The 19,022-nt window shown below is 60.6% G+C and carries 17 protein-coding genes; 8 read left to right on the top strand and 9 right to left on the bottom strand.

Annotation, left to right across the window (positions count from 1 at the left end; all coding sequences use genetic code 11):
* Both FGK64_RS10115 and FGK64_RS10110 read left to right on the top strand, forming a co-directional pair.
* Positions 1–465, top strand: a complete 465-nt coding sequence (locus FGK64_RS10115; protein ID WP_138863677.1) for a nuclear transport factor 2 family protein — start codon at positions 1–3, stop codon at positions 463–465.
* Positions 466–483: 18 nt separating this feature from the next.
* Positions 484–1,377 carry a pyridoxamine 5'-phosphate oxidase family protein gene (locus tag FGK64_RS10110; protein WP_138864283.1) on the top strand — a complete coding sequence of 298 codons (894 nt, stop codon included), beginning with the start codon at positions 484–486 and terminating at the stop codon, positions 1,375–1,377.
* 442 nt (positions 1,378–1,819) lie between these two features.
* Here FGK64_RS10110 and FGK64_RS10105 read toward each other — a convergent pair whose 3' ends face one another.
* Positions 1,820–2,692 carry a LysR substrate-binding domain-containing protein gene (locus FGK64_RS10105; RefSeq protein ID WP_138863676.1) on the bottom strand — a complete coding sequence of 291 codons (873 nt, stop codon included), beginning with the start codon at positions 2,690–2,692 and terminating at the stop codon, positions 1,820–1,822.
* Positions 2,693–2,798: 106 nt separating this feature from the next.
* Between FGK64_RS10105 and FGK64_RS10100 the strand changes: the two genes are divergently transcribed.
* From FGK64_RS10100 to FGK64_RS10080, 5 genes are all read left to right on the top strand, one after another.
* Positions 2,799–3,914: a polyamine ABC transporter substrate-binding protein gene (locus FGK64_RS10100; RefSeq protein WP_138863675.1), complete on the top strand. Its 1,116-nt coding sequence runs from the start codon at positions 2,799–2,801 to the stop codon at positions 3,912–3,914.
* Between the two features lie 147 nt (positions 3,915–4,061).
* Positions 4,062–4,859 (top strand): ABC transporter permease, encoded by a 798-nt coding sequence (locus FGK64_RS10095; protein WP_246057723.1) that lies wholly within the window; start codon positions 4,062–4,064, stop codon positions 4,857–4,859.
* 3 nt (positions 4,860–4,862) lie between these two features.
* Positions 4,863–5,684 (top strand): ABC transporter permease, encoded by an 822-nt coding sequence (locus FGK64_RS10090; protein ID WP_138863673.1) that lies wholly within the window; start codon positions 4,863–4,865, stop codon positions 5,682–5,684.
* Entirely contained in the window at positions 5,681–6,799 is a 1,119-nt protein-coding gene (locus tag FGK64_RS10085) for an ABC transporter ATP-binding protein (RefSeq protein ID WP_138863672.1), read from the top strand. The genes FGK64_RS10090 and FGK64_RS10085 overlap by 4 nt, the downstream gene beginning before the upstream one ends.
* 208 nt (positions 6,800–7,007) lie before the next feature.
* Complete coding sequence (locus tag FGK64_RS10080) at positions 7,008–7,787, top strand: DUF1989 domain-containing protein (RefSeq protein ID WP_342773948.1); 780 nt, start codon at positions 7,008–7,010, stop codon at positions 7,785–7,787.
* Between the two features lie 74 nt (positions 7,788–7,861).
* On the opposite strand, the gene FGK64_RS10075 is transcribed toward FGK64_RS10080, so the two are convergent.
* Positions 7,862–8,530: an FMN-dependent NADH-azoreductase gene (locus FGK64_RS10075; protein WP_138863671.1), complete on the bottom strand. Its 669-nt coding sequence runs from the start codon at positions 8,528–8,530 to the stop codon at positions 7,862–7,864.
* A gap of 133 nt (positions 8,531–8,663) precedes the next feature.
* Between FGK64_RS10075 and FGK64_RS10070 the strand changes: the two genes are divergently transcribed.
* On the top strand, positions 8,664–9,548 hold the full coding sequence (locus tag FGK64_RS10070; RefSeq protein WP_138863670.1) for a LysR substrate-binding domain-containing protein: 885 nt from the start codon (positions 8,664–8,666) through the stop codon (positions 9,546–9,548).
* 560 nt (positions 9,549–10,108) lie between these two features.
* Here the strand turns inward: FGK64_RS10070 and FGK64_RS10065 are convergent.
* The 7 genes from FGK64_RS10065 to FGK64_RS10035 form a co-directional block, all read right to left on the bottom strand.
* Positions 10,109–10,642, bottom strand: coding sequence for a hypothetical protein (locus FGK64_RS10065; protein WP_138863669.1), 534 nt, complete (start codon positions 10,640–10,642; stop codon positions 10,109–10,111).
* A 245-nt stretch (positions 10,643–10,887) separates the two neighbouring features.
* Positions 10,888–13,044 (bottom strand): efflux RND transporter permease subunit, encoded by a 2,157-nt coding sequence (locus FGK64_RS10060; RefSeq protein WP_138863668.1) that lies wholly within the window; start codon positions 13,042–13,044, stop codon positions 10,888–10,890.
* Between the two features lie 14 nt (positions 13,045–13,058).
* On the bottom strand, positions 13,059–13,556 hold the full coding sequence (locus tag FGK64_RS10055) for an isoprenylcysteine carboxyl methyltransferase family protein (RefSeq protein ID WP_138863667.1): 498 nt from the start codon (positions 13,554–13,556) through the stop codon (positions 13,059–13,061).
* Positions 13,553–14,608 (bottom strand): type III polyketide synthase, encoded by a 1,056-nt coding sequence (locus FGK64_RS10050; protein WP_138863666.1) that lies wholly within the window; start codon positions 14,606–14,608, stop codon positions 13,553–13,555. The genes FGK64_RS10055 and FGK64_RS10050 overlap by 4 nt, the downstream gene beginning before the upstream one ends.
* 478 nt (positions 14,609–15,086) lie before the next feature.
* Positions 15,087–16,190: a dimethylsulfoniopropionate demethylase gene (locus FGK64_RS10045; RefSeq protein ID WP_138863665.1), complete on the bottom strand. Its 1,104-nt coding sequence runs from the start codon at positions 16,188–16,190 to the stop codon at positions 15,087–15,089.
* Positions 16,191–16,337: 147 nt separating this feature from the next.
* The gene (gene dmdD, locus FGK64_RS10040) at positions 16,338–17,147 is read right to left on the bottom strand and encodes a methylthioacryloyl-CoA hydratase (RefSeq protein ID WP_138863664.1); all 810 of its coding nucleotides are present in this window, start codon (positions 17,145–17,147) and stop codon (positions 16,338–16,340) included.
* Between the two features lie 21 nt (positions 17,148–17,168).
* Entirely contained in the window at positions 17,169–18,932 is a 1,764-nt protein-coding gene (locus FGK64_RS10035) for an acyl-CoA dehydrogenase family protein (protein WP_138863663.1), read from the bottom strand.
* Positions 18,933–19,022: the final 90 nt, after the last annotated feature.

Raw genomic sequence — 19,022 nt, 5'->3', positions numbered from 1 at the left:
ATGAGCCGCCCCCCGCTTCCCCCGTTTACCAAAGACAGCGCGAAGGAAAAGATCCGTCTGGCCGAGGACGGCTGGAATTCCCGCGATCCGGCCCAGGTTGCGCTGGCCTATACGCCCGGCAGCCGCTGGCGCAACCGCGCCGAATTCCCGGTGGGCCGCGCCGAGATTGAGGCCTTTCTGACCCGCAAATGGGCTCGTGAAATGGAGTATCGCCTGATCAAGGAACTCTGGGCCTATGCGGGCAACCGCATCGCCGTGCGCTATGCGTATGAATACCGCGATGACAGCGGGCAATGGTTTCGAGCCTATGGCAACGAGAACTGGGAATTCGCCGAGGACGGTTTGATGGCGCATCGCCATGCCAGCATCAACGAACTCCCGATCCGCGAGGACGAGCGGAAACTTCGCTGGCCGCTTGGCCGCCGACCTGACGATCACCCGGGCCTGTCCGAGCTTGGTCTTTGACCCATGAAGAACAATCCTATGGCCCGGCCCGATCATGTCTTTCACGCCGGTGAACGCACGGTGCAGGACCGCGCCGGTGTGCCAGCAGAATGGCGGCTACGCGCCGCCCGCGCCATCCAGGCGAGTTTGCCGGCGCAGCATCAAGCCTTCTTCGAAAGTCTGCCTCTCCTGTTTGCAGGCCTGCGGGATATGCAGGGCCGGCCCTGGGCCACGATTTGCCCACTGCCAACGCAGGCGCAGGCGACGTCCACCCGGCTGACGATGCGCACCCGCCCGGTGCTGGCCGAACCGCTCGGCCTGGATCTGCGGGCGGGCAGCAAGGCGGCAGTGCTTGGGCTGGACTTCGCGACGCGGCGGCGCAACCGGATGAATGGCGTTGTCACTGCCGCAGCAGTGGACGTTCTGTCGATCGACGTCGAACAGAGCTTTGGCAACTGCCCGAAATACATCCGAACGCGCGATCTCGACCTGACTGCCGGGCCATTGCCGCCCGCCGAAGGTGTTCGGGTTGCACTCGGCGATGCGGCTGCCCGGCGGATCATCTCTTCAGCGGACACATTCTTCATCGCGACTTACGCGAAAGATGGTGCGGATGTTTCCCACCGCGGAGGGCGGCCTGGCGTCCTTCGCCAGAATGCGGGCGGCTCCCTTTCCTTCCCGGATTATGCCGGTAACCGGTTCTACAACACGCTTGGCAATATCGAGGTTAGCGGCCGAGCCGGGCTGTTCATTCCGGATTTCACCAGTGGCGAGGCAATATTGCTGACCGGCAAGGCCGGGATTGATTGGTCGCCGGCCCGGGCCGCAGAGTACGAGCAAGCCGAACGCATCCTAGACATCTACCCCGAGGATGTTTGGTACGCCCGGCACGCATTGCCGCGCGACGCCTACGCCGATGCATTGGATTGGTAACCCAACGTATCCCTGATGCTGCCGGAAGTACCTTTTCCCGCGTAGAGACAAATGCCAGCTCGGCGGCTTGCAGCGCTGCGTGGTTTCCGAATGGTCGCGCGTTGGTAAAAAGCCTTGGAATTCATGTTCCGACCGGATGGAACCCGGCCAAGAAACTCACGCTACAGAGGTTTCATACCGGTAAAAGCGTATTTCAAGGCCACCGCAATACAGACGCCAACGATGATGGAGTCAATCGTTCGACACTAGGCAGACATTGCTTTAATCCGCGAAAGCATTTCCAAATTGAATGATCGGTGTCGTGGCATGTGGATCAAAGCATCATTGAGATGCGTGAGCTGTTTGCTACCCGGTCCGATAGCGCGCTTTGTGCCTGTGGTTTATACTCAGCTAAATGTAGAACGCGGAATAATGAACGCTGTCGATGCAGAGGTGGTCGGGCTCATTGATGTGTGGCGGCGCGCCTAACCCAATCGGCGAAAACTTTGACCCCGTGCTTGTTGCGCGACAGCGGATTGAGCACAAGGTAATAGACAAATCCGCGCAACTCAGGGCCAGGGATTTGTCGGTAGCGGCCTGACTGCAGACCCTGATCGACCAGCGCACTGCTGGACAAAAGCAGTCCCAGTCCCTGATCCAGCGCATTAAAAGCCGCACATTCATCGCTGAAACGGGTAATGCGGCCCGACGGGAACGGTTCCCCGGCTTCCTTGAACCATTCTTCCCAGGTCGGGCCGCCCATGTCCGGGTTACGCCAGCGGAAGCCCAGAAGCCGGTCGTCCTGCAAGCCGGTTTCCGGGCGGTCAGCCAGACTGACGGGGACATAGCGATCCGAGAACAAAACCTCCGCATCTTCAGTCGCAGAGCTCTGGGGGCCATATCGGATCGTCAGGTCCAACCGGTCTGCCCGCAAGTCCAGAAGGTTGTCACTGGTCTCGACCTCAACCCTGATCTCGCCATGTTTGTCGAAAAAGTCCGGCAGGCGTGGAACCAGCCAGCGCTCCGCAAAGGCATATGTTGTCGTGACCCGAACCAGCGATTGCTCGACGTCCTTGTCGAGCATTGCAAAGGCCTCGCCCAGAATATCAAACGCCGACTGCAGCTTGGGGAACAACTCCTGCCCCGCGGGTGTAAGGGCGATCTGACGGGGGCGGCGTTCGACCACCTGGAATCCAAGGTAGGCCTCCAAATGTCTGATCTGGTGGCTGATGGCGGTGGCAGTGACGCTCAGCTCTTCCGCGGCCTCGGCAAAACTGAGCCTTCTGGCGACCGCTTCGAAGGCTCGAATTGCGTTTAACGGCGGAAGTTTACGCATGGCAAAAGCCAATTGCGCAAAAAAATCTCAGCACGGCCTGACGAATGGTCATTTGTTTTTTGGCCTTCTCTTTCTGAAGCTTGTGAAATGAAAAGGGAGGTTAAAAATGACACACAACAGTATCACCACCCGGCGGCGGTTGATCAAGGGGGGGCTTGCGGTCGCAGCCTCGATCGCCACCCCGGCCATCCTGCGCGCACAGGGCCGCCGCGACCTGTCGATACTCACCTGGGCAGGCCATGCCGACCCCGACGTGATTGGCGCGTTCGAGGAGACGCACAACGTTCGCATCCGCGCCAAGGAATATGTGGGCGGCGACCAGATGCTCGCGCAAATGGCACAGTCCCCGGCCGGAACCTACGATTTGATCCTGTCAGACGCAGAATACGTCGTGCAATTGCAGCAAGCTGGATTCATTGAACCGTTGGCGCCCGAGGACTACCCGTTCGACGACTTTTTTCCGGAGTTTCAGAATTTTCGCGGCCACTGGTTCGACGGTCAGCCCTATGCGGTTTTCCTGCGGTTCGGTTTTCTCGGGCTGTCCCATAACCGCACAGCGATGAGTGAAGCGGAGGCCCGCAGCTATCGCACCATGTGGGAGCCTCGGCATCAGGGACGCATTGGCCATTTCGACTGGCATCTGCCCAATCTGGGCACCTTGAGCCTCCTCAATGGCAATCCGTCGCCTTTTGACCTTGACGAGGCGCACTGGGCGGATTTGACCGGAACGATGATGTCGCTCCGGCCCCAGGTGCGCGGCTTCTACGATTACGGCGGGATGCTGTCAGCGCTGCGTTCTGGCGAGGTTTCCGCTATTCCCGGCATCGGCGACTGGATCACCGGCGTGCTTGCCCGCGATGGTGCGGATGTCACGACGACCATCCCCGAGGAAGGCGGCCTGCAATGGACCGAGTCGCTATCAATCGGCGCGCGGTCAGGAAACCAGGATCTGGCCCGATCATTCATTCAGTACATGCTGTCGCCAGAAGGACAGGTGAAAACCGCGACGCTCAAGGCGTATCCGGCGATGATCCCGACGCGGGCAGGCTGGGCGAAGCTGAATGATGAACTGCCGGGAGAGGCGCGGCGCCAGAACATGGCACTGAACGGACCCAACGCACTCGACGAGATCCGCGCCGGGCGCATCCGGCTGCGAGAGCTTCCGGTACAGCAATCGCTGGAAATCTGGAACGACGCCTGGACGCGTTACAAAAACGCCTGATGTCCGGTCCGGCCCCGGCACAATCGTCGGGGCCGCAGCCCTATCGGAGATATCGACATGAACTCCCCTGCTTTACCGGCCCGCACTTCGGGGCGCCGACTGCCCTTCCTTTTTCGCCGTACCTGGCCGGCGCTCTGGATCCTTCCGATGCCCGTCTGGCTGCTGCTTTTCTTCGCAGTGCCGCTTGGCTTGCTGGTGGCGATTTCATTCTGGTCCGTGGTGAACTATCGTCTGACGCCGGACGCCACGCTGGCGGCCTGGCGTCATGTTCTGGGCCTTGATTTCCTCTGGGCCAGTTTCTGGCGCAGCTATGGGCTGTCGATGGCGAGCGCGGTCGTGATTTCGCTTCTGGCCTTTCCGGCCTCCTACGCGATGGCCTTTGTCGCAGCCCCGCGCCAACGGCTGATCCTGCTGGGCCTTGCGATTGCGCCGTTTTTCACAAGCTATCTCGTCCGCATCTACTCCTGGCAGGTCTTCCTGACTGAAGGCGGTGTGATCTCCTCCATCGTTCAGGCGTTCGGTGGCAAGGGGGACAGCCTGCTCAACACCTATTTCGCTCTGTTTCTTGGCCATGCAACGCTCGCGCTGCCGGTGGTTCTGATCCTGCAGACCATCGCCCTCGCCAATGTGGACCGGACCGGAATTTCGGCCGCTGCCAACCTGGGCGCACGTCCCCGGGCGATCCTGTTCCGCGTTATCCTGCCCGCGGCCCGACCGGGGCTGACTCTGGGGCTGCTGTTTGCGTTCCTGTTGTCCTATGCCGAGTTTGTCAGCGCCTCCTATCTGGGTGGCGGTGCCTTCCAAACCCTGCCGATCCTCGTGACTGACCTTGTTCGGGCCGGTCAGCAATGGCCGCGCGCCGCCGTGGTGTCGCTCTTGATGATCGCCAGCCTTCTGGTCACCGCCTTCGTCACCGTCCTCTGGGCCTACCGCGAGAAAGGATAAGACATGCCACCACATCTGAAACACGCTTTGCCAATAGCCTTCTGGGTTGCCGGACTCGCGTTGGTTTTCATCCTGCTCTACGCACCGATCCTGTCGGCGGTCCTGTTTTCCTTCAGCGCGGACCGCTTCCCAAGCCTCAGCATGTCCGGGTTCAGCACCCAATGGTATGCGCAGGTCCTGACCGACCGGGCCATGTTGGAGGCCCTCTGGAACAGCCTGACGGTTGCCGGATTCACCGCCCTGATTGCCACAGCCCTGGGATTTGCCGCAGCCTATGCGGACTACCGTTTCAGGTTCTTTGGGCAGAAAGCCGTGCTGGCGCTGGCTTTGCTTCCGCCGACGGTGCCGCTGGTTATCCTGGGTCTGGCGATGCTGGCCTTTTTCTCCCGCATTGGAATTGCCGGCACGCTTGCGGCAGTCGTTGCCGCGCATGTTGTCATCGCCGCGCCCTTTGCGATGGCGGTCTGCCGTCTGCGGCTGGCGCAACTGGATCGGACGCTGGAAACCGCAGCCCAGAACCTTGGTGCGCCGCCGCATTCCGCGCTTGGCCGTATCGTGTTGCCGCATACGGTTCCCGCCATCCTCGCGGCCTTCTTGATCACCTTTGCCGTGTCATTCGACGAATATGTGATCTCTTGGTTCACCGGCGGATTGAACCAGACCATTCCCGTTGCGGTTCTGACCACGCTTCAGGGGCAGGTCGACCCGACCATCCACGTCATCGGCACATTGAGTTTTACCGTCACACTGACGCTGGTTCTGATCGCGCTTGCCGTGGTCCTGCGCCAGAGCGGCGGCGCCATGTCCAAGGAGGAGACATCATGACCAACACGCATCTGAAACTTGACGGGCTTGCCAAGTCCTATGGCAACTTCATCGCCGTGGAAGAGTTTTCGCTGGATATTTGCGAAGGAGAGTTCATCGCAATCATGGGGCCGTCCGGCTGTGGCAAGACCACAAGCCTGCGTATGCTGGCCGGACTTGAAACCGCAGACCGCGGTGAAATCACCCTTGCGGGCAAACGCATCGATCAGCTGCCGGTCTGGGAGCGGGAAACCCCCATGGTTTGGCAAAGCCTGGCGCTGTTCCCCTTCATGACCGTGCGTGAAAACGTCGAGTTCGGTCTGCAGATGCGTGGCGTTGCCAGGGCAGAACGTCGCCGCCGCGCCGACGACTGGCTTGAGCGATTGGGGATATCCACCTACGCAGACCGCAATGTCGCGCGTCTGTCAGGCGGTCAGCGCCAGCGCGTTGCCCTTGCCCGCAGCCTGGTGCTGGAACCCAAAGTGCTGCTCTTGGACGAGCCGCTTTCGGCACTGGACGCCCATATGGCAATCAAGATGCAGGGCGAACTGAAAAAACTCCAACGCGAGCTTGGCATCACGTTTGTCTATGTCACCCATAGCCATTCAGAGGCCTTTTCGCTCGCCGATCGGGTTGTCATCATGAACCTGGGAAAAGTGGAGCAGATAGGCAGCCCGCAGGACATATTCCTGCGGCCCCGCAGCAAATTTGTGGCGCAGTTTGTCGGTGGGATCAGCCTGCTGGAAGGCAAGGTTTTGGGCCGGGAGGACAGCAAACGCTTCCTGAACACACGCGACGGCAAAGTCCGGCTATCCCACAGCTGCGGATTGGCCGAAGGCGCAGCCGCAGTCCTGGCTGTACGGGCTGACAGGATCTCTGTGACGATTACGCCGGGCTGGGGTGAAAACGAAATCGCCTGTACGTTGGTATCAGAGGAGTTTGCCGGAGCCGTGGTGAATTTGCACCTGGAAACCGCATCTGGCCACAGCCTTGTTGCGCAGCTTCAGCAGCGAGATCTGGAGCAGCTGGACGCAAGCATCGGCGCCCGGGTCTATGCGTCCTGGCACTCTGACGACGGTTTCCTTCTGGACCGTGCGCGACAGTCCTTGCCGGGTACTAAGGTGAGGGCTGCGTGAAATCCGTTCTCGACAATACCATGAATGCTCTGAAACGAGCGGCACGGCAATCGGAGGCTTCCCCGCCCCTGTTAACGGCCCGCGCGCAAGCGCGTCACAGCGATAGTCGCACCGAAAGAATGCCCCCATTGGATGGGAGAACTGTCTCCTGGAAGGCTATTGTCGCAATCAAGGGCGTCACTAAGCGTGCCAGATCTGAGCCTCTGACATGATCGGCCAACCGGTCCAAGGGCCGAACAAGCCCCGCTTCGCCCTACACACATTCCGTCCTGATGGAGAAACACAGATGGATACCCTCAAGACTCCCTTTGATGCCGCACGGCCCGACGGTAAAAACCCAAGCGCATATCAGACTCTTGCAGAGCATGGCCGCATCAGCCCGGATACGACCTACACAATTCCCGCCCGTCAGGGCCGGGCGATGCGCCTGAAAAAGCGGGAGCTGCTTTCGGTTATCAACTGCCACGGCAGCCAGATTGGCGATTTCTGGGCTTTTGCAGAAGGCGACTGCAACGAATATCTGTCGATGGAACATCTGCGCCCGACGCTGCGGCGCGTGTCGCCCCGCCCCGGCGACGCGCTGGTGACCAACCGGCGGCGCCCTATCCTGACACTGGTTGAAGACAGCTCGCCCGGCGTTCATGACACGCTTGTCGCGTCCTGCGATATTCACCGGTATGCCCAGCTTGGACATCACGGTTATCACGACAATTGCACCGACAACCTGCGCATGGCGCTGGGGGCAATCGGTGTACGTCCAACATCAGTGCCTTGCCCGCTGAATCTCTGGATGAACACGCCTGTCGTCGAAGGTGGCGCGATGGAGTGGCGGCCCCCTGTCTCGACAAAAGGGGATCATGTGCTGTTCCGCGCTGAAATGGATGCTGTGGTGGTTATCTCCTGCTGCCCGATGGACCTGTTGCCGATCAATGGCACAGATGCGCGGCCGCAAGCGCTGGAAGTCATGCTACACCGAGACCCCGAGTGAACCTGACGGCACAAAAAAATAGCGGCGCGAATTTCGGTCCGCGCCGCCTTGCAGTATCGTTTCAAAGGTTTGTTTCAGGCCGCTTGCGCTGCTCCACCCGCCAGTTTCACGGCCAGGCTAGCGGCGCGGGCCTCTGCCGATTTAACCGACGCCTCGTGACGCGCGTCTTTGAATTCCTGATACTCGATGGCGATCGTTTCGATATCCGCCTGCGCTACGCCGAAGTAATGTGCACAAGCCGCCAGAGCCGGGTCAAGCGCGTTGAGATGGGCCCGCACGCCACCGGGAGCAAAGCCAAATTCACCACGCGAAGACAGCACCACCAGCCGCTTTCCCGAAAGGATCGGCTCGATCGGCGTGTCGCCGCGGGCAAGGTCAAAGGAAAAGGTCCGGCCGATCCGCGCGATGTGGTCGATCCAACCTTTCAGGGCGCTCGGCATTCCGTAATTGTACATCGGCGCCCCCAGGACGACGATATCCGCCGCGATCACCTCATCGATCAACGCGTCGGAAAGCGCCAGACGCTCGTTCATCCAAGGCTCACGTGCGTCGGGCGGGGTAAAGGCGGCATGGATGAATTTATGGTCGATCGCGGGAATCGGGTTCAGGCCGACATCTCGGATGATCACCTTCGTACCCGGCGCGTGAGCCAGAAAGTTTTGCGTGAACAACCCGGTCAGATGACGTGTAAGAGAACGTTCTTCAAGCTGGGCGCTTGCATCAATTCGCAACAGAGTGGGCATGGGCAATCTCCTGAGTTTATGCGCTGCGCACTGTGCGTACCAAGCGGCCAATCCTCTGGCGAAGGCGAATTTTTCATGTCCAGGATGAGAGAAATTCACCCTGGCACCACGCCGAACGAAAGGGATTGAACCGATGCGGCGCCTGCCTCCGCTCCACGCACTACGCGCTTTTGAAGCCGCCGCCCGGCATCTGCATTTTGCCCGAGCTGCGGCCGAACTTCACCTGACGCCAACCGCGATAAGCCACCAGATCCGACACTTGGAGGAGATCCTGCAGGTGAAACTCTTCCACCGCTATCCGCGCCCAATCCGCCTGTCAGCGGAAGGCGCGGCATTGTACCCGGTGCTGCGTGATAGTTTCGACCGCATGAGCAGTGCCATCGCAGGGATTTCGCAGCCGGATACGGACCGTCCGCTGACGGTTTCCGTTACGGTGGCCTTCGCCAGCCTCTGGCTCATGCGGCGTCTGCCCGCATTGCGCAGTCAGACCGGGCTGAACCTGAAAGTCGAGGCCGACAATCTGCCAGTAGACCTGTCGGGCAGTGATATCGACTTTGCCATACGCTATGCGGTCCGGTCGCAGCCCGAAGGTCACTGGCTCCCGCTGTTCGAAGACCGACTGATCCCGCTCTGCGCTCCGGAATTGCTGCGCCGGACTCCGATCAACGATGACGCCGGTGTCTTGCGCCTGCCGCTGATCCAGTACCGCTGGAATTGTGGCGCGGAAACGTCGCCCAGCTGGCAGCGCTGGTCTCACGCAGCCGGTCTTGGGCATGCGGCGCCAGAGATCGCCCAGCACTTTTCCGAGGAAATCAATGCCATCGACTCCGCGCTTGCAGGTCAGGGCGTGGTATTGGCGTCCAGCGTGCTGGCTGGCGCCGCTGTCGCAGCCGGGCACCTGATACGCCTGTCGGGCACGGATTTGCCCGGCAGAACCTTTTGGGCCGTGACCCGCGGCGAACATCCGCGCCTAGCCGAAGTGGAGCGCTTTGTTTCATGGGCGCATACATCGGCATAGCGCCTAAACGCGCGCAATGCCGGAATATTCTGCGCCACGGACGGCTTCGAGGCGTTTGGTCGCGCAGCGGCAGCAAAGGTGTTGTTCAACGGGCCGCTGTGCGGCACTTTGAAGAGACGGCAGAATTGCGGTCAAAGCCGATCTTTCTTACTGAATTTCGCCGTGACTGCGAAAGACTGCACCTACTCGCTCGAAAAAATGGCTCAAGCAAACGTGCGGCGCTGCGGCGCGTATTCCCACGCCGCGCGCAGCAGATACGGGACCATCTCATCTCAGCCTCGAAGCCTCGCTGCGCCGGATCATCGTCCGACCCCGAAGTTCGGGTACAATACGTGCGCATCACCAGTGGCAACCAAGGAAACTGCACATTTATAATCCGCCAGACGGATGATTTCGGGGCTGGTTTTGAAGTCGCGAAATGGGGAACGTCGGTTCATCAAGCGAACCTATGAAGGCACCCTGCCCGTCTCAACGTCTCTTCTTCTGACAAGACACTCGTGGGTGACTGTCGGCGATACGGACGAAGCGGGCGTTCGGCCAAACATCTATCGTTGCGAGACCTACATCAGTTGCTGTCGGTTCTCGAAGGTACTCAGCATGTTCAGGATCTTCAAAACTTCTTCCTCTGTGAAGATGCTCGATGTCGGATCGACGTCGATCTCTTTTAGTATGTAATACTGCATCTCGGTTGTGATCCTGCCGCGCTTCAGCGCCACCTTCCCTACCCTATGTACCGCACCGCTTTTGGATTGGAAGCTGTATCCGACCTCGGCTTCAAACTGTAGCAGGAAGCTGTCCACTATGTCGCGTGCCTCGCTACTTGATTGCCTGATTTGGAAAAGCTCCGCGAGCGTATGAGCGTACCATTGTCGCACCTCATCAGTGACCTGAGTGCAACGAGAACCCTTGGTACTGTCGAAGATGGCCAGCCATGTCGCGGCTGGCACCACAACTTGATTCTCGATCTCCTCCTCAGTTGAATAGGGATGTGCCAGGCTGAGGACGAGAATTCGCCATTCGCGGTAATAAGACAGCCCTCTCAAGAGCAACTCTATGTCGCGTCTCGCTTCTTTACGATCAAACGGTTTCGGCATGGGAAACACTTACGGGAATTGAAAAAGAACACTGGAATGATGTGGTAGAGCGACCAGAAACCCCAGAAGTTTCGACAGTGTTAAACTGCTATAAAGAGATTACGACATAACAGTATCAATATCCACATTGGGCTCCAAGCGGACATGCGGCAGTGAATCTCGCAAGTCGGCTGACTACAGATGTGTTACCGTCACTTCCGGCCCTAAGCGACCACGCAGATTCACCGCAATGAGTGTTCGGTGTTTCACCTTCGCAGACTGGAATTGCCTTCATCAAAGTAATTTTCTCTGCGTCTCATCGCCAATAGAGCGGGGAGCAGGATCAGGTCCGTCAGTAACGCTGCAATCAAGCTGATGATCAGCGTGGCTCCGAACAGTCGGACGGGTTCAAACGCACTGAACGCAGTCACTGCGAGGCCGATGCTCAAAAGGAGTGTCGTCATGATCATCACGCCTCCAGCGGTTTTCAAGGCGTGCCTCAAGGCCGGTCCCGGTGGCAGGCCGACCCGCACGGATTGCCGATATCGCGTCAGCAGATGCACGGTATCGTCGATGGCGATACCGAACGCGATGGTCAGGGCCAATCCCAAGGGTGGTGTCATATGGCCGGCATTGAGCAGATGCGGCGCCGAGCCGACAATCAGTACGGGAAGAAGATTAACGAACAAAACCAACGGCATGAGGCGAAAGCTTTGAAACGCCAGGGCCACGATGATGGCGCCGCCAATACTGGCCAGAACCAGCCCCGTTGAAAGCGCGCCGATCAGGTCGACAGACCCATGACGCAAGATCGCCGGCATTCCGATCACTCTCGCGGCCCCCGCTTGCAGAGCGGCGGCCTCGACGCGGTCGAAATAGGCCAGCGTCGTGTCCGATTGCATGGGATCTGGAAGCGAGACGGCAAAGCGGCGAACTCCGGTATCGCTGCCGTGAAGCCGCTGGACAAGGGTGGCAGGAAAACGATTGAACAGCGCGTCAGGTGGCGCCTCGCTTTCGGTCCCAATCCAGCGCGCCAACGAGAGTTCGGAGCCTACCGCCCCTTCCACCGTCACAGCCTCTACCGCTTCGACAACCCGAGCGAATTCAGGCCATTCCGCGTCCGGCGGCAGTTCGACCCAAGCGGTAAAGACGCCGGTGAATTTGTCCGAGATGCGATCATTCGCGGCTGCAAGGGGGCTGTCATCGGGCAAATAGCGGCTTAGCGGGAACCAGGCGGTTGTGGTGGCGAAGGCGGCTCCGGAGGCGAGGAGAAGCACGAAAGCGCAGGCGACCACAACTTTCGGTCGCCGCGCGGATGCCGTGCCGATCGCAGTGGCCCACCCTGACGCGACACCGCCAATCTGGCGCGGTCGGGGCGCAAGAAGCAAGGCGAGCGCGGCAAAGCCGGGCAGCAGAAAGACGACCGACAGCACCATGGCTGCCGCGCCGAGCCATGCGAAATCGACCAGTTGTGCGTTCGATGAGGTCAGGATGGACCCGAATGCAATCGCGGTTGTCCCGGCGGTTAGCAGGCTGGCAGGACCGACTGTCTGCAGCGTTGATGTTACCCGGTCTTGCATTGCGCCCTCGGCATCCGCCAGATTCACAGCCAGATGCAATCCGTTTGCCACGCCGATCACGAGGATCAGCATCGGAATGACGTTGTTCAGAACGGTGATCGGGATGCCCATCCACGCCGCCAAACCGACCGTGCCGATCATGCCCAACAGCGCTGGCACGATCGCCGCGACTGCAAGCTTCACATCGCCGAGAAATGCCAGTGTCGCAATCACGACAAGCGCCGCCCCAATCGCGTTGAGCCGCAACAGGTCACCCTTCAACCCTTCGCTGATTGCGAGCCCCATAACATCCGGTCCGGTAACGGTGACCGACAGGATTTTCTTTGCAGAGATGAGGGTATCGAGCGCGCTCAGTGTCTCCGGCAATGGGCGCTCTGCAGTGTTGACCGACGCCATGATCAACATGGCGTCATCCTCAAACAGGGTCGGCAGGCCCGTCCCGAGCGCCCGGAATGCTTCAAGGCGGTCTGCTGTCACCTCCGGGTCGGCATTCGGCAGGATCACGGGTTCATCCGCGAACTCTGGATGGCCGGGCGGAAACATCAGCGAGAAGGGAGAGACGACCGCCGCGACACCAGCCGTTTCAGCTATCCCGTCTGCCAGATTACGCCCTTCTTCCATGTCGTCCGAGGTAAAGCCACTTTCGGCTTCAATCAGCAACGCCACTTCGGTTTGACGCCCGGGAACGCTGTCCTCAAATCGTTCCTGTGCCTGCGACAAGGGGCTGTCGGTGTAGAATGCACGGTTGATATCTGCATCAAACTCAAGATCGCCAACCCGCGCCATCACGCCTGCGAACAGAAGGATCAGGGCAATGACGAGGCTCCAGGGGCGCCCGGTCAAGCGAGAGAGCCAGATCACGCGGACCGCATCGCGGCAAGCGCCGCGTTTTCAGAACGAATGCGAATTGTCAGCATCAACGCGTTCAGCGCCGAAAACGCCAACGCAATCTGCCACAGCCCCAGAACCATCGGCGCTATGGCGATCTCTAGCACCACGAGCACATAGTTCGGGTGGTTGATCCAGCGATAGGGACCGCGCCGCACAAGGGGTGTATCGGTGACGATGATCCGTGTCGTCCAGCGCGACCCAAGCGACATGAGGATCCACAGCCGCAAAGCCTGAAGGATGGCGAACAGGACCAGCCAGATACCTCGGACCTGCTCATCGTATCCGAAGACGACGATGCAGACGAGCCATGCCGCGTGGAGCGCAACTATTGCCGGGTAATGTCCCGCGCCCACTTCCCGTGCGCCTGCGGCCAGCAAAGCAGAGGTGTTACGCCGCGCAATCAGAAGTTCCGACAGGCGTTGCACCACCAGAAAGGCGATGAACAGCGAGGCCCCGATCGTCATGCCGCTTCCACCGTCATTGGTAAAAAGGATCCGGTAAAGCCCGGTCCGAGCGCCGAGGTCATAAACCGACCCGTCTGCCCCGACTCAAGAACCCGATTCAAGACAAACAGGACGGTCGGCGCCGACATGTTCCCGACATCGCGCAGAACTTCGCGTTCAGCCACAAGAACGCCTTGCTCGAGACGCAACGCGCGTTCAATCGCGGTGACAACCTTTGCGCCTCCGGGATGACAGACAAACCGATCCACGTCGTCGTACGTCATGCCACAGTTCGACAGAGCCGTGCTTGCAGCAGCCGACAGATGTTCGTCGACGAAATCGGGGATCGCGCGGTCGAAAACAACTCCAAGTGCGGCATCATCTACATCCCAGCCCATGATGCCAAGCGTATCGGGCCATGTGATCTGGGCACCGGGCTCCAATGTTATGCGTTGTCCCGGCGCTTCTCGTCCCGACAGACAGGCTGCAGCGGCACCGTCACCGAACAGGACTGTCGCGATGATGTCCGCCTTTTGAAGGCGATCGTTACGGAACGATATGGAACAGGCTTCGACGACAACCAGAAGAATTCGGTCCGTCGACCGTGCTTCGGCCAGGGACTGAGCAATCGAAAGCCCCGCAACCCCGCCGCCGCAGCCAAGGCCGAAAACCGGCACTCGGCGCACGTCAGAGCGGAAACCCATCTGCGCCATAGCGCGTGCCTCCAGCGTGGGCGTTGCGATGCCGGTGGACGATACTGTCACGATGCAATCAATCTCTGCGGCGCTCCAACCCGCAGCCGCCAAGGCACGACTTGCGGCATCCATGAACAGAGAGGTCGCACCAGCAAGATACGCGTCATTGCGATCTTTCCAGCCATGATCCTCCAGAAACCATTCCGGGGGTACAACAGAATAGCGCCGCTTAATCCCTGCGGACTGAAACGTCGGACGTAACCGCTCGAACTGAGGATATCTGGGGCCGAGAACTTCCTCGGCGAGAGAGAGAACGACATCCTGAGAGAGGACGTGCGCAGGAACTGCGGTCCCGAGGCTGTGTAGATATGTGGTCATTCCAGCTAGATGCTCCAGCGAAGATGGGTCGGTCATTTTTGCCGAGCAATGCCGCCTTCATGTGACTCACGTTCATAACGCCAATTAAGTTCCCTCCAGACAAAAACTTTCGCAAGCGCCACAGCCGGCCGGCCTAAACCGTCCCTCTCGCAAGCAGTCGTTCGCAACCTGCGCAGCGAACGACTGCTTCCTGCCCAGTTTGCATGAGCTTGTCCGTTGGGCAAAGCGTCGGTTCGAGGGCAGCTTCGGGCTGGACGTGTGAACCTGCTTCGTTCTGCAAGAAGGCCTAAAACCCAATATTCGCCCAGAGCATTCGCATCCAGCTGGCTAGGTTGGCCTTTGTGTTTGGCTCTTCCCTCATTGCGGAACGCCTGCCTTTGCAGCGCGACCTGTGCGCCGCCATTTCAAGCTGGCGGTCCTTTGCGCAAGAACACAATCCAATAGAGGGAAACGCAGATTCATCATCTGCGCCAGGCAGCTAGGCCCAGAAACCCTCACGGACTCTGACCTGTCGCTGCCCGGCGGGCGTCTCGACAGTCAGCTCGGCGCCAGCGTCCCAGTGGGTCATGCGTACCATGCCGATGGCGACATTCGTTTGGAAGTCCGGCGACCACGCTGCCGACGAAACGCGGCCAACCATGTCCGCCCCATGTTTCAGCGGCCACCAGCGATCGCAGCCGGGCACGGCTGGTCCATCTATCTCCAGCGCGCGGATCTGCTTGACCGGGCCTTCCTTCGCCACGCGCAGCAACGCGTCCCGACCGATGCAGCCGATCGCCGTCTGTGTGTTGCAGAACCTCCCCAGCCCGCATTCGTGGGGCGTGTTGTCGTCGGTCATGTCGTTGCCGTAGGACAGCAAACCGCTCTCGATCCGTTCTATCAGATTGGGACAGCCGGCATGAACGTCCAGTGATTTGCCGGCTTCCATCAAGGCATTCCAAAGCGGCATGCCAAGCTGTTCGCCTTCGACATAAATCTCGAATCCGCCTTGCTTGGAATAGCCCGACCGCGCGACGACCATATCGTGCCCTTGAAAATCCAGATGAGCAAAACGGAAGAAGCGTATGTTTCGCACAGCGTCGCCGAAAACCGCCGCCATGAGATCATCGGCGCGCGGACCCTGCACGGCGAGCGGTGACACGTCGGGTTCGTCTACCAGCACGTCAAGGCGATAGCCGTAGGCCAACCCCTTTATCCAATAGAGCAGATCGCTGTCGGCAATCGAGATCCACCAGCGATCCTCGGCCAGCTTCACCGCCACCGGGTCGTTCAACATGCCGCCGGTCTCGTCGACGATGGGCACATAGTAGCACTGACCTGGCAACATCGACCGCAGGTCGCGAGGTGTCAGCAACTGAACCAGACGCCCGGCATCGGGGCCGCGTAGCTCGACCTGACGTTCGCAGGCAACGTCCCAGACCTGCACAGCTTGCTTAAGGTGGTGATAGTCCTCTTCGATCGAACGGAAAGCCGTCGGCAACAGCATGTGGTTGTAGACGGTGTACGCTTTTACCCCGGAGGCTTCGACGCCATCGGAGAATGGGGTGCGCCGCAGGCGGCGCGACGGGGAGATCAGGGCCATTGGAGGATACTCCGGTTCTGTGGCGCGATTGCGAAGCTGTAACTTCCGGATCGTGCCGTGGGGTGATTCGGGCAGGGCTTCGACCATGACGGCCTTGTATCTTTGAGATCGGACGGAGGGGTGCGGCGCATGACGGGGCGGCCCGGGTCAGCTGTTGGGCCGCACGCGGGCGGCGGTTTTGTTGGCAAAGGCCTCGAGCCGTTCACGCGCCGCCGGTTGCGTATTGACGATGCCCCCGACAAAGGCCTCTGCATAAGCGGCGTCCATGCCGGACATGTTGTTCATGTGGCTGACCGCCGAACAGATGGCAAAGTTCGTCAGCGGCAGGTTCTGCGCGACCTTGTCCGCGAGTTCCATCGCCTTGGCAAAACTGCCGCCGTCCTCTGTGATGTATTGCGCCAGACCGAGGTCAACCGCCTCCTGCCCCTGATAGACGCGGCCCGTCAGGATCATGTCGATCATGCGGTACTTGCCGATCATGTCCGACACCCGGATCGTCGCGCCGCCGCCGGTAAAGATACCGCGCTGGCCTTCGGGCAGGGCGAAATAGGTGCCGGGGTCGATCACCCGCACATGAGCAGCGCTGGCCAGTTCCAGCCCGCCACCAACAACCGCGCCCTGAAGTGCTGCAATGATGGGCACCCCGCCATATTCCATCTTGTTGAAGGCCTCGTGCCAGCGCAGACAGACGTGCATGAAATCATCGGGGCTGCGGTCGGCCTTCCAGTGTTCGACCAGGTCGAGACCCGCGCAGAAGTGATCGCCCTCGCCCGCCAGCAACACCGCACGGACGCCTGCCATCCGCGCGCCACTGAAAAAGCGGATCAGTTCTTCGATCGTCACCACATCCAGCGCGTTGCGCTTTTCCGGGCGGTTCAGCGATACGACATACAGGCCGTTGTCACGCTCGGAAATCGTGAGGCGTTCGTAGCTGTCGGAGTTCACGACGTCATTCATGGGGCAAGTCCTTTCAGGGGGTTATTCGGGGAAGGCCACGTCGAGCAGGCTTGGCGCGCCGTGCAGGATACGGGCCTTATCGGTGGCGCATTCGGGCAGAATGTGGCGGGCGTAGAACAACGCGCTGGCGACCTTGCCGGAGAGGAAGGCACTGTCCTGTCCGTCCCCCAGCGCCGCCTGCGCCGCCAGCGCGCCCCGGGCGAGCTGCCAGCCCGCCGCGAGGTTGCCCGCCAGCATCAGAAACGGGACAGAACCGGCATAGACCGCGTCGATATCCTTGCGGTCGGTCTCCAGCATCCAGCCCAGCGCCGCCTCGAAGGCGCCCCGCGCCTCGGCGAGGGCCGCACTGATCGCCTGCGCCGAAGCGTCGCCCCGGCCCAGCCGGGCTTCGGTCTGCCTGATGTCTGCCGCGAAGCGTCGCGCGGTTTCGCCGCCGTCACGCATCACCTTTCGCCCCACGAAGTCGTTGGCCTGAATGGCCGTGGTGCCCTCGTAGATCGGCAGGATGCGGGCGTCGCGGTAGAATTGCGCGGCGCCGGTCTCCTCGATGAAACCCATGCCGCCATGAACCTGAAGCCCCAGCGAGGTAACATCGACCGCGCGTTCCGTGCAAAAGCTCTTGACCAGCGGCACCATGAACTCGGCCAGCGCAAGCGCCTCGCGGTCATCGCCATGATGCGCAAGGTCCAGTAACCCAGCGGTTGCCATCGCCATCGCCCGCCCGCCTTCGGTGAGGCTGCGCATCCGCATCAGCATCCGGCGCACGTCCGGATGCTGGATGATCGGCACCGCGTCCTTGGCGCTCCCGTTCATCGGGCGGCTTTGCACGCGATCGCGCGCGTAGGCCAAGGCGCACTGATAGGCCCGCTCGGAAATCGCAACGCCCTGCACGCCCACGGAAAACCGCGCAGCGTTCATCATGATGAACATGTATTCGAGGCCCCGGTTTTCTTCACCGATCAGGAAACCGGTGGCATCGTCGTAATCCAGCACGGCAGTCGGGCTCGCACGCACCCCCAACTTGTGTTCGATGCTCACGCAGGTGACAGCGTTCGCGGCGCCGGGCGTTCCGTCCGGTTTCACGAGTTTCTGCGGCACGATGAAAAGGCTCAACCCCTTCGGCCCGGCCGGCGCATCGGGCGTGCGCGCCAGCACGAGGTGGATGATGTTCTCGGTCAGGTCATGGGCGCCGTAGGTAATGAAGATCTTGGTACCAGTGACGCCGTAAGTACGGTCAGCGCGTTGCATCGCCTTTGTCGTCACCCGGCCCAGATCGCTGCCCGCCTGCGGCTCGGTCAGGTTCATCGTGCCCGACCAGCGCCCTGCGATCAGCGGCGGAAGGTAGATGGCCTTCTGCTCGTCCGAGCCGGTCAGCAGCAGCGCCTCGATCGCCCCGTCGGTCAGAAGGGGACAGAGGCCAAAGCTCATGTCGGCGGCATTCAACATCTCGACCGCCGCCGCACCAACGGCGCGGGGCATCCCGATGCCACCAAATTCCGCCGGATGGGTCAGCGCCTGCCAGCCCATCTCGACGAACTGCGCATAGGCCCGCGCGTGGCCCTCTGGCAGGGTCACCCAGCCATTGTCAAAGCGGGCGCCGCGCCGGTCACCCTCCTGCGAGAGCGGCGCGACCTGTTCGGCGCAGAACCGGGCATGGCCCTCCAGCGCGGCGCCGATATCCGACAGCTCGCAGTCCTCATAAGCGTCGAGCAAGCACACACTTTGCCAGTGGGACAGGTGTTCTATGCAGAACATCAAATCCTGCACGGGCGGCTGATAGGACATGCGACACTCTTGATCATGAATTATGACTTGTCGCCTCATAGCCGTTCCATGCCTTGCCAATAATCTCATATCTTGCCAAACTCTTATCCG

It is taken from the genome of Arenibacterium halophilum, assembly GCF_005938225.1.
GTDB classification, from domain to species: Bacteria; Pseudomonadota; Alphaproteobacteria; order Rhodobacterales; family Rhodobacteraceae; genus Arenibacterium; species Arenibacterium halophilum.
The sequence above is the reverse complement of the archived record's forward strand: the minus strand, read 5'-3'. Positions and strand labels throughout refer to the sequence as shown.